Source organism: Streptomyces sp. NPDC104761, from assembly GCF_055583445.1.
The window spans coordinates 120,786-134,082 of record NZ_JBVJNZ010000009.1 but is presented as its reverse complement, the minus strand read 5'-3'; the positions used below and the strand labels follow the sequence as shown (position 1 = coordinate 134,082).

At 72.6% G+C, this 13,297-nt stretch carries 16 protein-coding genes; 10 read left to right on the top strand and 6 right to left on the bottom strand.

Annotated elements, in window-relative coordinates; all coding sequences use genetic code 11:
- Positions 1-46: 46 nt before the first annotated feature.
- Positions 47-1,567 (top strand): glycerol kinase GlpK, encoded by a 1,521-nt coding sequence (gene glpK, locus ACZ63F_RS24630; protein WP_469713749.1) that lies wholly within the window; start codon positions 47-49, stop codon positions 1,565-1,567.
- A gap of 155 nt (positions 1,568-1,722) precedes the next feature.
- Here the strand turns inward: glpK and ACZ63F_RS24625 are convergent, their stop codons facing one another.
- Positions 1,723-2,451: an NADPH-dependent F420 reductase gene (locus ACZ63F_RS24625; protein ID WP_469713747.1), complete on the bottom strand. Its 729-nt coding sequence runs from the start codon at positions 2,449-2,451 to the stop codon at positions 1,723-1,725.
- A gap of 4 nt (positions 2,452-2,455) precedes the next feature.
- Positions 2,456-3,487: an LLM class flavin-dependent oxidoreductase gene (locus ACZ63F_RS24620; RefSeq protein ID WP_469713974.1), complete on the bottom strand. Its 1,032-nt coding sequence runs from the start codon at positions 3,485-3,487 to the stop codon at positions 2,456-2,458.
- 99 nt (positions 3,488-3,586) lie between these two features.
- Between ACZ63F_RS24620 and ACZ63F_RS24615 the strand changes: the two genes are divergently transcribed.
- Positions 3,587-4,063 carry a MarR family winged helix-turn-helix transcriptional regulator gene (locus tag ACZ63F_RS24615; protein WP_469713745.1) on the top strand — a complete coding sequence of 159 codons (477 nt, stop codon included), beginning with the start codon at positions 3,587-3,589 and terminating at the stop codon, positions 4,061-4,063.
- Between the two features lie 108 nt (positions 4,064-4,171).
- Here the strand turns inward: ACZ63F_RS24615 and ACZ63F_RS24610 are convergent, their stop codons facing one another.
- Positions 4,172-5,083: a LysR family transcriptional regulator gene (locus ACZ63F_RS24610; protein WP_469713744.1), complete on the bottom strand. Its 912-nt coding sequence runs from the start codon at positions 5,081-5,083 to the stop codon at positions 4,172-4,174.
- A gap of 354 nt (positions 5,084-5,437) precedes the next feature.
- Between ACZ63F_RS24610 and sfnG the strand changes: the two genes are divergently transcribed.
- From sfnG to ACZ63F_RS24575, 7 genes are all read left to right on the top strand, one after another.
- On the top strand, positions 5,438-6,559 hold the full coding sequence (sfnG, locus tag ACZ63F_RS24605; protein WP_469713743.1) for a dimethylsulfone monooxygenase SfnG: 1,122 nt from the start codon (positions 5,438-5,440) through the stop codon (positions 6,557-6,559).
- Between the two features lie 38 nt (positions 6,560-6,597).
- Complete coding sequence (gene ssuE, locus ACZ63F_RS24600; RefSeq protein ID WP_469713741.1) at positions 6,598-7,155, top strand: NADPH-dependent FMN reductase; 558 nt, start codon at positions 6,598-6,600, stop codon at positions 7,153-7,155.
- A gap of 4 nt (positions 7,156-7,159) precedes the next feature.
- The gene (locus tag ACZ63F_RS24595; RefSeq protein WP_469713740.1) at positions 7,160-8,344 is read left to right on the top strand and encodes an SfnB family sulfur acquisition oxidoreductase; all 1,185 of its coding nucleotides are present in this window, start codon (positions 7,160-7,162) and stop codon (positions 8,342-8,344) included.
- Positions 8,345-8,378: 34 nt separating this feature from the next.
- Positions 8,379-9,521: an LLM class flavin-dependent oxidoreductase gene (locus ACZ63F_RS24590; protein WP_390643176.1), complete on the top strand. Its 1,143-nt coding sequence runs from the start codon at positions 8,379-8,381 to the stop codon at positions 9,519-9,521.
- Between the two features lie 177 nt (positions 9,522-9,698).
- Entirely contained in the window at positions 9,699-10,322 is a 624-nt protein-coding gene (locus ACZ63F_RS24585) for a DUF6230 family protein (protein ID WP_469713738.1), read from the top strand.
- 54 nt (positions 10,323-10,376) lie between these two features.
- A complete protein-coding gene (locus ACZ63F_RS24580; RefSeq protein WP_469713737.1) occupies positions 10,377-10,859 on the top strand; it encodes a DUF6114 domain-containing protein in 483 nt (160 codons plus the stop codon).
- Positions 10,860-10,884: 25 nt separating this feature from the next.
- Complete coding sequence (locus tag ACZ63F_RS24575; protein WP_469713736.1) at positions 10,885-11,499, top strand: hypothetical protein; 615 nt, start codon at positions 10,885-10,887, stop codon at positions 11,497-11,499.
- 162 nt (positions 11,500-11,661) lie between these two features.
- Here ACZ63F_RS24575 and ACZ63F_RS24570 read toward each other — a convergent pair whose 3' ends face one another.
- Positions 11,662-11,787 (bottom strand): hypothetical protein, encoded by a 126-nt coding sequence (locus tag ACZ63F_RS24570; protein ID WP_469713735.1) that lies wholly within the window; start codon positions 11,785-11,787, stop codon positions 11,662-11,664.
- 11 nt (positions 11,788-11,798) lie between these two features.
- On the opposite strand from ACZ63F_RS24570, the gene ACZ63F_RS24565 reads away from it, so the two are divergent.
- Positions 11,799-12,149: a hypothetical protein gene (locus ACZ63F_RS24565; RefSeq protein ID WP_469713734.1), complete on the top strand. Its 351-nt coding sequence runs from the start codon at positions 11,799-11,801 to the stop codon at positions 12,147-12,149.
- A gap of 4 nt (positions 12,150-12,153) precedes the next feature.
- Here ACZ63F_RS24565 and ACZ63F_RS24560 read toward each other — a convergent pair whose 3' ends face one another.
- The gene (locus tag ACZ63F_RS24560; protein ID WP_469713732.1) at positions 12,154-12,765 is read right to left on the bottom strand and encodes a sigma factor-like helix-turn-helix DNA-binding protein; all 612 of its coding nucleotides are present in this window, start codon (positions 12,763-12,765) and stop codon (positions 12,154-12,156) included.
- Positions 12,651-13,115, bottom strand: a complete 465-nt coding sequence (locus ACZ63F_RS24555) for an RNA polymerase sigma factor (RefSeq protein WP_469713731.1) — start codon at positions 13,113-13,115, stop codon at positions 12,651-12,653. Before ACZ63F_RS24555 ends, ACZ63F_RS24560 begins: the two co-directional genes overlap by 115 nt.
- Between the last annotated feature and the right edge of the window lie 182 nt (positions 13,116-13,297).

Here is a 13,297-nt window from a genome sequence, read left to right as displayed (position 1 = left end):
TTCCCCCCGCCCCCACTCCGCGACCCATCGGAAGGCGGACCCGATCATGGTGGAGCGTTACGTGATGTCCATCGATCAGGGCACCAATTCCACGCGATGCATCCTGTTCGACCGGGGCGGGCGGCTGGTGTCGGTCGCGCAGCGGGAGCACCAGCAGCACTTCCCCCGGCCCGGCTGGGTCGAGCACGACGCCGTCGAGATCTGGCACAACCTGCGGCGGGTGATGACCGAGGTCCTCACCGGCGCGGGTACGGCCGTCGACGCGAGCCAGGTCGCCGCCATCGGCCTGGCCAACCAGCGCGAGACGACCGTGCTCTGGGACCGGCGTACGGGCACCCCGCTGGGCCGGGCGCTGGTCTGGCAGGACACCCGCACGGCGCCGCTCGTCGAGGAACTCAGGGTCCGGCCCGGAGAGGAGTTCTTCCTCGACCGGTGCGGCCTGCCGCCCTCCACCTACTTCTCCGCGCTGCGCATCCGCTGGCTGTTCGACCACGTCAAAGGCCTGGAACAGCGCGCGAAGGACGGCGAGGTGCTGTTCGGCACGATGGAGAGCTGGCTGATCTGGAACCTCACCGGTGGCGCCGACGGCGGTCTGCACATCACCGACGCCACCAACGCCAGCCGCACCATGCTGATGAACATCCACACGCTCACCTGGGACGAGGAGCTCCTGGCCTTCTTCGGCGTCCCCCGCCCGATGCTGCCCGAGATCAGGTCCTCCGCGGAGACCTACGGCGAGGCCCGCGCGCAGCTCCCCGGCGTTCCCATCACGGCCGCGCTCGGCGACCAGCAGGCGGCGCTCTTCGGTCAGACCTGCTTCTCCCCGGGCGAGGCGAAGTGCACGTACGGAACGGGCAGCTTTCTGCTGCTCAACACCGGCACCGATGTCGTGCGGTCCCGGCACGGACTGCTCACGACGGTCGCCTACAAGATCGGGGACCGGCGGCCCGTCTACGCGCTTGAAGGGTCGATAGCCGTCACGGGCGCACTGGTCCAGTGGTTCCGCGACCGGCTGGGACTGATCAACAGCGCGCCGGAGATCGAGACACTCGCGCGGACCGTCGGGGACAACGGCGGCTGCTACATCGTCCCCGCCTTCTCCGGCCTGTTCGCCCCGCGCTGGCGCAGCGACGCACGCGGCGTCATCGTCGGCCTCACCTCGTACATCACCAGCGGGCACCTGGCGCGGGCCGTCCTGGAGGCCACGGGATGGCAGACGCGCGAGGTCGTCGACGCCATGAACGCCGACTCCTCGGTGGCGCTGAAGGAGCTGAAGGTGGACGGGGGCATGACGGCGGACAACCTGCTCATGCAGTTCGTCGCCGACGTGCTCGACGTGCCCGTCGTGAGGCCCATGGTCTCCGAGACGGTCTCCCTGGGGGCCGGCTACGCCGCCGGGCTCGCCGCGGGCTACTGGCCGGACCTCGAGGTCCTGCGCCGCAACTGGCACCCGGCCGCCAGGTGGCTGCCGGGAATGGACCCCGGCCACCGGGAGGCGGAGTACGACAACTGGCAGCGTGCCGTCGAACGGTCGCTGGGCTGGATCAGGCCGCCCGGGCCGCCCTGAGCGCGTTCTCCGCCGGGAGGGGCTGTCCGTCCGGCTCGTCCACACGAAGCCGCCTGCGAGATCTTCGTGTCACCGCAGCGCGGCAGGGTCGCCAAGGTACTGATAAGTGCCCCTCACTGTGTTGAGGCACGAATTGACTTTCGTCGTACCCGTGGTCAGGCGGCGGGTCCGGTCCGTGCCGCGGCCGCCCGTGCGGCGAGCACGGCGCGTCCGCGGTCGGACTCCGGGAAACGGTCCAGCATCGCACGCAGTTCCCCGGCGCCCACGTCGGCGCCGAAGGGCTCGGTGCCCGGCTCCAGCCGCACCCCCTCGGCGAGCGGACCCGCCACGACGGGATCGAAGCCGAGCGCGTCGACGAGGTGCGCGACGGTGGCGACGGCGTCCGGGTCGTCGCCGGCGATCGCGATCGCCTTGCGGTCCGGCGCCCCCGCGGGCCGCGCGCCGTCCTCCAGGTCGTGGTAGCCCATGTGGTTGAACGCCTTGACCACCCGTGAGCCCGGCAGATACGCCTGCACGGTCTGGCTGGACGAGGTCAGCGGGTCGGTGAGGTCCGCGCGGACGCCGTCCACCTCCCACCAGTAGTTCATCGCGTCGACGACGAGCTTGCCCCGCAGCGCTTCGGCGGGAACGCCGCGGTACCTGCCGAGCGGCAGCGCCAGCACGACCACGTCCGCCTCCGACGCGGCCCGCTCGGCGCGGACCGGGACGGCACCGGGGGTGAGCACCTCGACGGTGAGGGCGATCGCGGCGGGGTCACCGGACCCGGCGATCAGCACGCGGCAGCCGGCCGCCAGCGCCAGCCGGGCCAGTACGGTGCCCACCTTCCCGGCGCCCAGGATCCCGACCGTGCGCACGCCGGCCGCCTCCTGCTCCGTTCCGTGCACGGCGTCAGCCGGCGAGGAGGTCGCGGACCATCGGGATCACCTTCGTGCCGAACAGTTCGACGGCGCGCAGGCGGGCGCTGATCTGCTGGGCCCCGCCGGTGTAGATGAGGTCGAACCGGCCGACGCCGAGCGCCTGGACCGCCCGGGCCATCTTGCGCGCGACCGTCTCCGGGGAGCCGATGTACAGGGAGCCGTGCTCGATCTCGGCCTCGTACTCCTCCCTGCGGATCGGCGGCCAGCCCCGCTGCGCGCCGATGCGGTCCCGGATGACCCGGTAGTACGGCCAGTGCTGCTCCCGGGCCGCCTCGTCGGTGTCGGCGACGAACCCCGGCGAGTGCATCCCGACCGGGTGCGCGGTCGTGCCGAACTGTTCGGCGGCGCGCCGGTAGAGGTCGATGTACGGCGCGAAGCGCTCCGGCGAGCCGCCGATGATGGCGATCATGAGCGGGAAGCCGTAACGGGCGGTGCGGATGACCGACTGGGGGGTTCCTCCGACGCCGACCCAGGTGCTCAGGTGCCCCGACTCGGTCTTGGGGAAGACGTCGGCGGCTTCGAGCGGGGCCCGCTTGGTGCCGCTCCAGGTGACGGGTTTCTCCTCCAGGAGCTTGGCGAACAGCTCGATCTTCTCCTCGAACAGCACGTCGTAGTCGCTCAGGTCGTATCCGAAGAGGGGGAACGACTCGGTGAAGGACCCGCGCCCCAGGATGACCTCGGCCCGGCCGTTCGAGAGCGCGTCCACGGTGGCGAAGCGCTGGAAGACCCGGACCGGGTCGTCGGAGCTCAGCACGGTCACACCGGAGGCCAGCCGGATGCGGCGGGTGCGTGTGGCGATGCCGGCGAGGACCGTCTCCGGGGTCGAGATCGCGTACTCCGGACGGTGGTGCTCGCCGAGGGCGATGACGTCGACGCCGGTCTCCTCCGCCAGCACCGCCTCGTCGACGACCTGCCGGATCGCCCGCGCGCCGGACACCAGGGTTCCCGAATCGTCCTGCGGCACGTCGCCGAAGGTGTCGAGACCGAAGACGAGATCGGACACCGGGACTGGGTCGGACATGACGGGACTCCTTCGACTGGTTGACGCGTCAATCATCGCCCGCATATGATTGACATGTCAACAAGAGGAGGTGGCGGCACGGTGACGGCGCGACGGAAGGACCTCCCCACCGCCGAGGAGCTGCGGATCTGGCGGGACTTCATCGAGACGACCGAGGCGCTGCGCGCCGGGCTCTCGTCCCGGCTGCAGCGTGAGAGCTCCCTGTCGCCGGGCGACTACGCCGTGCTCCTCGCCCTGCGCGAGGCGGACGGGCGGCGGCTGCGCTCCTCCGACCTCGCGGCCCGCGTCGGCTGGGAGCGCAGCCGCCTCTCGCACCAGATCGGCCGCATGGAGCGGCGCGGGCTGATCCGGCGCGAGGAGTGCGTCACCGACAGCCGGGGCGCCGAGGTGGTGCTCACGCCGGAGGGTGCGGAGGCGTTCCGCAACGCGTCCCTGCCGCATCTGCGCGCCGTACGGGAGCTGTTCGTGGCCGCCCTCACGCCGGACCAGCTCGCCGCGGCGGCAGAGATCAGCACGGCGCTGCGGAACCATCTGACCGCGGTCGAGCAGCGCCCGTAAGGGGTGCTGGGAACACCCCCAGCCGAAGGCCGGGGGAGGAATTGCGCGACCTGCCACGACGGCGCCGCGGCCGGCCGACGGCACCTCAGGGCCCTTCCGGCGGAGCGCTCAGCGGACGTCCGCGCCCAGCTCCGCCGCCCGGCGCACGAACGTCTCGTACAGGTCGCGTGCGGCCTGCGGTACCGACTCGGCCCGCCGGCGCTGGAGCATCAGCACGACCTCGGTGGCGTCCCCGGCCAGCGGCCGGCACACGATCGCCCCGCCGCGCTCCAGCGGATCCCCGACCACGCTGAAGTCCGGCAGCACCGTCGCGCCCAGCCCCTCCGCGACCATCAGCTTGCCCATCTCGGCCCCGTCCGTCGAGTACGAGAAGACGGGGGTGCGGTCGGCCAGCAGCCGGTGCACATAGCGGTGCATCACGTACCCGGTGCGCATGGCGATCAACGGCACCGTGAGCAGGTCGTCGGCCGACACCTCGGTCAGGCCCGCGAGCGGACTGTCCGGCCGTACGCACACCACCGGCCGCCCGCGCAGCAGTTCGGTGGCCTCGAAACCCGCGGGGACGTCGTCGCCGTCGAGATGATTCACCAGCCCCAGGTCGAAACCACCCTCGGCGAGCCCCCGGTGGATCTCCGTCTGCTGGGCGCCCACCACCTCGACCTGGGTGACCGGATGCGTGGCCCGGAAGTCCCGCAGCACCGGGATGAGCAGCGGCACGGTCGCCGCGTTGACCGTGCCGACCCGCACCATCCGGCTGATCCGGTGCTGCTCGCCCGCCGCCACCCGCAGCCGGTCCACCGCCTCCAGTACCTGGACGATGTGCGGCATCAGCTCCTGGCCCGCCGCGCTCATCGTCGCCCCGGTCCGCTTGCGCTCCAGCAGGTCGATGCCCAGCTCCCGTTCCAGGTTGCGCACGGTCTCGCTCAACGCGGGCTGTGACAGGCGCAGTTCGTCCGCCGCCCGGCGCAGCGAGCCGAGCCGGGTCACGGCCGCTATGTATTCCAGCTGTTCGGTCCGCACCCCGGCAGAATGCATCGGCATTTCGGGCGCGTTCAAGGGTTTCCCTGTCACACGTTCGTGAAATTCAATGGTCCGCGATGCGAGAACGGTCGGGTTTTCCTTGACGGCCCGCGGCGCCGGCTGCGAGCATCGACGGCATGAAGATGCGACTGGACCTCACGCGGCGACGCCACGTCGACCTCGCGCTCGTCTCCAGCGCCTCCTGTTGCGCCGCGGCCTGATCACCACCCCGCCAAGATCCGCCGCGCCCTCTTCCCCCTTTCTTTTCCCGCCTGAATTCACCGTGCCGTGGCCGCACCGCGCCGGGCCTCCGTGAATTCCGGCGTGCCCGAAAACTCGCAACAGGAGTTCCGCATGCCCGCCGCGCCCGTGAAATTCGCCTACTGGGTCCCCAACGTCAGTGGAGGCCTCGTCACCAGCAGGATCGAGCAGCGCACCGACTGGGGATACGACTACAACCGCGAACTCGCCGTCCTCGCCGAGAACAACGGCTTCGAGTACGCGCTCAGCCAGGTCCGCTACATGGCCAGCTACGGCGCCGAGTTCCAGCACGAGTCGACCAGCTTCAGCCTCGCCCTGCTGCTCGCCACCGAGCGCCTGAAAGTGATCGCCGCCGTCCACCCCGGTCTGTGGCACCCCGGCGTCCTCGCCAAGCTCGGAGCCACCGCCGACCACCTCTCGGGCGGCCGGTTCGCCGTGAACGTCGTCTCCGGCTGGTTCAAGGGCGAGTTCACCGCGCTCGGCGAGCCCTGGCTGGAGCACGACGAACGCTACCGACGCGCCGAGGAGTTCATCCGGGCGCTGCGCCAGATCTGGACCGAGGACCACACCGAACTCGCCGGTGACTTCTACCGGTTGCGGGACTTCTCCCTCAAGCCCAAGCCGCTCAACACCCCCGAGCGCCCGCACCCCGAGATCTTCCAGGGCGGCAACTCCACCGCGGCCCGCGCCATGGCGGCCCGCGTCTCCGACTGGTACTTCTCCAACGGCAAGGACTTCGACGGGGTCGTCGAGCAACTCAACGACGTCCGCAAGTCCGCCGCCGAAGCGGGTCGCACGCCACCGAAGTTCGGCCTCAACGGCTTCCTCATCGCCCGCGACACCGAGGCCGAGGCCCGCGACACCCTCCGCGAGATCATCGCCAAGGCCGACAGCGAGGCCGTCGAGGGGTTCGGCGCCGCCGTCAAGCAGGCCGGCCGGTCCACCGCCGACGGCAAGGGGATGTGGCAGGACTCCACCTTCGAGGACCTCGTCCAGTACAACGACGGCTTCCGCACCGGCCTCATCGGCACCCCGGAACAGATCGCCGAGCGCATCGTCGCCTACCGGAAACTCGGCGTCGACCTCCTCCTGCTCGGCTTCCTGCACTACCACGAGGAGGTCGAGTACTTCGGCAGGCGGGTGCTGCCCCTGGTCCGTGAACTGGAGGCGCAACTCCCCGACCAGGAGCCCGGGCCCGCCCGGGCCCACGCCTGACCCTCCCGCCACCGCGAAGCCACGAAAGAGGCAGCTCCATGGCCACCGTCCTGTCCGTCTCCGGCAGTCCCTCCGCCTCCTCCCGCACCGGCCGCCTGCTGCGCCACCTGGACCAGCGGCTGACCGCCCAGGGCCACCAGGTGGTCCCGCTCGACGTCCGCACCATCCCCGCCGAGGCCCTGCTCGGCGCCGACTTCCGGCATCCGGCGATCGTCGGGGCGACCGAGCTGTTCGCCCGCGCCGACGGGGTGGTGGTCGGCACCCCGGTCTACAAGGCCTCGTACTCCGGAATCCTCAAGGCCCTCCTCGACCTGCTCCCGCAGTACGCGCTCACCGGCAAGACCGTGCTGCCGCTGGCCACCGGCGGCTCCGTCGCACACGTCCTCGCCATCGACTACGCACTGCGCCCGGTCCTCAACTCCATGGGCGCCGCCCACATAGTCCAGGGCTGGTTCACCCTCGACAAGGACATCACCGTGGGGGAGGACGGCACCCTGACCCTCGCGCCGGCCGCCGCCGAGGCCCTCGCCCCGGTCGTCGACCAGTTCTCGGCCGCGCTCCTGGGCCGCACGCCCGTCCTGGCCGCGGCGAGCTGACCCGATGACCGCCCACGTCATCGCCGACGACACCGAGGCCCTCGCCGTGGCGGCGGCCCTGGCCGACGGGTTCCGGGCCGGAGCCGCCGAGCGGGACACCGAACGCAGGCTGCCCCGCGCCGAGCTGGACCGTCTGTCGGCCTCCGGCCTGCTGGGCGTCACGGTGCCCGCCGAACACGGCGGCGCGGACGTCGACGCCCTGACCCTCGCGGAGATCTTCCGCCTCCTCGGCTCGGCCGACGGCAGCCTCGCCCAGATCCCGCAGAGCCACTTCGTGTACGTGAATGTGATCCGCCGTCAGGGCACCGAGGAGCAGCGGAAGTTCTTCTTCGCCGAACTGCTCGCCGGCCGCCGCTTCGGCAACGCCCAGTCCGAGGCCGGCACGAAACACGTCCAGGACATCCGCACCCGCCTGGAGCGCCAGGGCGACGGCACCTATCTGCTGACCGGGGTCAAGCACTACTCCACCGGTGCCCTCTTCGCCGACTGGATCCCCGTCCTGGCCCGCACGGAGGACGACAACCTGCACGTCGCGTACGTGCCCCGGGGCGCGCCCGGCCTCACCGTCGTCGACGACTGGGACGGCATGGGGCAGCGTACGACCGCCAGCGGGACCGTCCGGCTGGACGGTGTGGCCGTACCCGCCGACCGCGTGCTGCCGCATCACCTCACCTTCCAGGGGCCTCAACTCCACGGTGCGGTGGCCCAGTTGCTGCACGCTGCCATCGATGCCGGGATCGCCCAGGGAGCGCTGGCGGAGGCCGCCGAGTTCGTGCGCACCAAGAGCCGGCCCTGGTTCGAGAGCGGGGTGGATTCCGCCGCCGAGGACCCGCTGCTGATCCAGCGGTTCGGTGAACTCGCCGTCCAGGTGAGGGCGTCCGAGGCCCTGCTTCGGGAGGCCGCCCGCGCGGTCGACGCGGCCGGCGCCGAGCTCACCGACGCGTCGGCCGCCGAGGCGTCCGTCGCCGTGGCCGCCGCGAAGGTGCAGGCGGCCGAGACGGCCGTGACCGTCGCCGGGGCGCTCTTCGAGGTGTCCGGCACCCGCTCGGCCCTCGACTCCCTCAATCTGCACCGGCACTGGCGGGACGCCCGGACCCACACCCTGCACGATCCGGCCCGCTGGAAGATCCAGCACATCGGCCGGTACGTCCTCAACGGCACCCGGCCGCCCCGCCACGGCCTCCTGTGACCCCCCGCCCCCCTTTTTTCGATCGGAGACGCCCGTGTCCCTCACCTTCCACTGGTTCCTGCCCACCAACGGGGACAGCCGGCACGTCGTCGGCGGCGGTCACGGCACCCCGGCGACGGCCTCCGGACGGGACCGGCCGCCCACGGTCGCCTACCTGAGCCAGATCGCCAGGGCCGCGGAGGACCTCGGCTTCGTGGGGGCGCTCACCCCCACCGGTGCCTGGTGCGAGGACGCCTGGCTGACCACGGCGATGGTCAGCCAGCACACCGAGCGGCTGAAGTTCCTGGTCGCCTTCCGGCCCGGGTTCGTCTCACCGACGCTCGCCGCGCAGATGGCGTCCACCTTTCAGCGGCAGACCGGCGGACGCCTGCTGCTCAACGTGGTGACCGGCGGCGAGAGCCACGAACAGCGGGCCTACGGGGACTTCCTCGACAAGGACGCCCGGTACCGCCGTACCGGGGAGTTCCTGGAGATCGTACGGGGGCTGTGGGAGGGCAAGGCCGTCGACCTGGACGGGGAGCACCTGCGGGTCGAGGACGCCAGGCTGGCCCGGGTGCCGGAGCCGGTGCCCGAGGTGTACTTCGGGGGGTCCTCGCCGGTCGCGGGCGAGGTCGCGGCCCGCTTCGTCGACGTGTACCTGACCTGGGGGGAGCCGCCGGCCCAGGTCGCCGCGAAGATCGCGTGGATCCGGGGGCTCGCGGCGGAGCAGGGGCGCACCCTGCGGTTCGGGATCCGGCTGCACGTCATCACCCGGGACACCTCCGAGCAGGCGTGGGCCGAGGCCGGCCGGCTCCTCGACGGGTTCGACCCGGAGACCGTGCGGTCGGTGCAGTCGGGGCTCGCCCGCAGCGAGTCCGAGGGGCAGCAGCGGATGCTGGCGCTGCACGGCGGCCGGCGGGACGCGCTGGAGATCCACCCCAACCTCTGGGCGGGCATCGGGCTGGTCCGGGGCGGCGCCGGGACCGCCCTGGTCGGCTCCCACGACGAGGTCGCCGAGCGGATCAGGGAGTACGCGGCGCTGGGCATCGAGGAGTTCGTGCTGTCCGGGTACCCGCATCTGGAGGAGGCGTACTGGTTCGGCGAAGGGGTGCTGCCCCGGCTGGCCGCGCAGGGCGTGTGGCGGCACCCGGCCGGGACGGGTGAAGTGCCGTCGGCGCAGGTGCCGTTCGCGTCCTGAGGGCGGCGCACCGGCTCGGTCACCCGAAGAGAGCAGCAGAACTTGCGTCACTCGTCCGGCGGGCCCGGCGTGCAGTCGGTCGGCGCAGCCGGGAGCCTAGGATCCGTCACCGGACGAACGGTGCATCTGCTGCCTTGTCGGCATGGGTGGGACCACCTCACGACCGAAGGAGAAGGGATGTCGCCCCGCGCCGGAAGAACCCGTTGGAGACGCTTCGCGGTGGTCCTGGTGCCCGGCGTCGCCGCCTGCGCGGCCGTGGGCGTCGCCATGGCGCAGGGGGCGCTCGCCGCCTCGTTCTTCATCTCCGGACAGCAGTTCCAGGTCGCCGCCGACAGACTGACCGCCCGCGGCTTCAGCCTCTACGGCATGGTGGACGTCACGAGGAAGCACGAACTCGTGCCCGTCGTGGTCTCCGGGTTCCGGCAGGCCACGCTCAGCGGGCTGTGCCAGTCCGTCGTCGTCGACGTCCCCGTGCTGGGCACCCAGACGCTGCGGCTCACCGGTGGTGACGGCCGCCCGGCCGAGGCCTCGAACCTGTTCATCGACGCGACGAGCGAGTCCGTCGCCGAGGCGAATTTCGGCAGCCTCGACATCGGCGTCGCGCAGGGAGCCGTCACCAAGGGCCCGATCAGGCCGGGGGACCGGGACTCGCGCTTCTTCGATCCCGACGGCGTCGCCCAGCAGTCGCTGACGACCACCCTGGACGACGTGCGGGTGACCGCGGTCGCGGTCTCCGCGGGCACCCTCAACGTTCCCGGTCTGCGACTGCGGGTCGAGCACGGCGACCACGCATGCTTCTGACCCGGGTGGCCGCCGTGCACGGGGACCGTAACCGCACTCATCAGGACAGGACGCGTGATCACCAACCCTTTCGGCAGAGGACGTGAACTGCTCGCCAGAGCACCGGAGTTCCGGCCCAGGTTCCGCACCTGGCGTGGTGAACGTCCCTTCTGGGCCGGGCTGTTCACCTTCGCCGCCGGTCTGCCCATCCTCTACTGGCCCTACGCGAACCTGAACCTGGGCGGGATTCCGCTCGCCCTGTCGACCACCTCCGGCGCCGGCTCCCTGCTGATCGGAACGCTGCTCCTGACCCTGGGCATCGCGCTCTGCTGGCGCCCCCATCTCCGGGTGTTCGCCGGGATCGCCACCCTCCTGCTCGCCGTCGTCTCCTTCCCCGTCGCGAACTTCGGCGGTCTCTTCCTCGGCGTGGCCCTCGGCCTGGTCGGCGGCTCCCTGGCCTGTGCCTGGCTGCCACCCCCGGCCGTCGAACCGCCGACCGCACCGGACCACCGGCCCGCGCCGACGGCCGCGGCGGGGGAGGAGCGCAGTGGCACCTGACCCGTGCGCGCGTACGGCCGGCCGCGTGCCCGGTCGTGCGGCCCGGCCCCTGGCGGCCGCGCTGGCGGTGGCCGCCGTGCTCGTGCTCCCGCGCCTCGACGTCCCGCACCTGTCCGGCAGTGGTGGCGCGCGGCTCGGTTCGTCGTCTCCGGTCCGTTCCGCGAAGGGCCCCTGCGTGCTCCGCGCCGACCGGCTCGTGCTCCGCGGCGCCCGGTTCCGCGGGGTGGTCTCGCTGCGCACCGGGACCGGAAGCGTGCGGGCCCTGAAGTTCACCGTACGGTCGCTGGACGCCGTCAACCTCGATCTGACCGCGGGCCGGGGCCGCGCGGCGATGCGCCTGCGGGCGAGGCCGGCGACCACCTCCACGCTCAGGGGGCCGGGCACCGGCGGGGTGGCCACCCTCTACGTCCGCAGACTGACCGGCAGGGTCACGGGCCTCGGGGGAAGCCCGCTCCCGGCCGACCGCACCGTCTCCGTCACCCCCGACGCGGTACCCCGCTGGCTCTCGCACCCGGCCACCCGCACCCGCACCATCACACTCGCCGCGGCGACAGCCTCCCAGATCACCCAGTTCGGCGGCCGGCTCTCCATCAAGGGCCCGCACCTGCGGACGACGCCACGGGCCCCGCACGGTGCGTGACGTGGGGCGGGCGTCGGCGGTGCGTGACGTGGGGCGGGCGCCCCACGGTGCGTGACGTCGGGCGTGGATCGGGCGTCCTGGCCGGGTTCCGTCGGCTCCAGCCGGCTGCGGCGGCGTCGTGGCTGATCGCGCAGTTCGCCGCGCCCCCTCGGGCCCCTCTTGTCACGTCGTCTGCAGGACGGCGTGGGCGATACGGGTGAGGTTGCCCTGGACGACGAGGAGCTCGTGTCGGTCCGATCCGTCGCGGGTGGCCGTGTAGACGGATCCGCCCAGGTCGGTCACGTACATGCGGTCACGGCGTGAACTCGGGGGCGCGCAACTGGTCCCAGGAAGCGGCCGTGCGCGGCGACGACGACGTCGACCCGGTGAACGACTCGGACCTGCTGTGGGCACTGGCCACCCGGGTCCATCCGTCGCTGCGGCAGGAGCAGTGGCACGGGCCGATCATGCCGTGGTACCCGTGCTTCACCGAGGAGGAGCTGCACGGCGGCTGGGGAGCCGTCGTCGTCCACGACGCGCTGCTCCCGGCCGAGGGCCACGGGCGGGCCCCGCAGGCCACGTTCGACGGCGTCTTCCCGGCGGACCTGCGGGCCAGGGTCCTCGCCGCCGAGGCCGGGACGCCGGAGGCGGAGGCCGCTCCCCGCGCCTGACGGCTCACAGCACCGGGAGCCGTTCCATCGCCTGGAGCGGTCGCGGATGGACGAGGCGCAGCCGGTGCACCCGGCCGGCCTCGTCCAGCGTCATGAGCCAGGCCACGGCGGGCGGGCAGTGCCCGGGGGCGTCGGCCGGGTTGACGATGTCCATCTCCCACACGGCCAGCGACCGGCCGGCGACCGCATGGACGAGCCGCTGCCGCACCCCGGCCGCGACGTCGCCGTCCATGGCGCGCACCAGCAGGTCGCCGCCCCCGACCCGGTCGCCGCCCCTGAGCAGCGCGACCTCCGGCGACCAGCGTTCCGTGAGCAGTGCTCCGAAGTGCCCGCTCTCGGCGGCGGCGAGGGTCTCCCGGGCCTGGGTAAGGCTGTCCCGGGTACGCCGCGCGGTGTCGCCGTGCGCGGTGTCGGCCGTACCGGCCAGGGCGGCCGCGAGCTTGGCCCTGCCCTGGCTGAGCCGGCTGCGGACGGTGCCGACGGGGATCCCGCAGACGCCGGCTATCCGCTCGTACGAGGTGACGCCCGTGGTGAAGTGGCGCAGCACCAACGGCAGCCGCAGTGCCGGGGAGAGCTGCTCCAGACCCAGTCCCGCAGCGCGCTCCGTTCCAGCCACTGCTCCGGACCGGCCTCCGTGGACGGCAGGTGCAGGGCCTCGTCCACCGGCCGGACCGGGACCGCGTCCCGCAGCAGGGAGCGGGCGGCGTTGCGCACGATCATCCGCAGCCATGGGCCCACCGCCCCCGGGTCGCGGACGTCGCCGATCCGCCGGAGCGCGGTCAGGGCCGCGTCCTGCACGACGTCCTCGGCGTCCGGGCCCGGCCCGAGCAGGCTGAGCGCCACCGCGCGCATCCCCGCGCGGTGGCGTTCGAGCAGGAGCCCGAGGGCGGCGACCTCCCCGGCCTGCGCCGCCCGCGTGAGCACCGCGTCCTCGACCCGCGCGGCTCCGGCCGTCTCCCGGCTCATCGTCACGGCCTCCCTGCTCTCGCGGGCCTCGGGCGGTCCTAGGGCCTGTCTGACAATTCCCGCCTGCCTCACGACGCCATGCACGCACTCTCGCCGCACCGGGCCCTGACCCAAGTACGTCCAGTACGTGGGCCAGGGCCCGGCACACCGAGAGCACGCACCTGACGCCGCGAGGCCGCCCT

Coding starts and splice junctions, on each gene's coding strand:
- ACZ63F_RS24555 (WP_469713731.1), bottom strand. CDS start 13,115: ATGAGCCGGGAGACGGCCGGAGCCGCGCGGGTCGAGGACGCGGTGCTC.
- ssuE (WP_469713741.1), top strand. CDS start 6,598: ATGGCCACCGTCCTGTCCGTCTCCGGCAGTCCCTCCGCCTCCTCCCGC.
- glpK (WP_469713749.1), top strand. CDS start 47: ATGGTGGAGCGTTACGTGATGTCCATCGATCAGGGCACCAATTCCACG.
- ACZ63F_RS24585 (WP_469713738.1), top strand. CDS start 9,699: ATGTCGCCCCGCGCCGGAAGAACCCGTTGGAGACGCTTCGCGGTGGTC.
- ACZ63F_RS24570 (WP_469713735.1), bottom strand. CDS start 11,787: ATGTACGTGACCGACCTGGGCGGATCCGTCTACACGGCCACCCGCGAC.
- ACZ63F_RS24595 (WP_469713740.1), top strand. CDS start 7,160: ATGACCGCCCACGTCATCGCCGACGACACCGAGGCCCTCGCCGTGGCG.
- sfnG (WP_469713743.1), top strand. CDS start 5,438: ATGCCCGCCGCGCCCGTGAAATTCGCCTACTGGGTCCCCAACGTCAGT.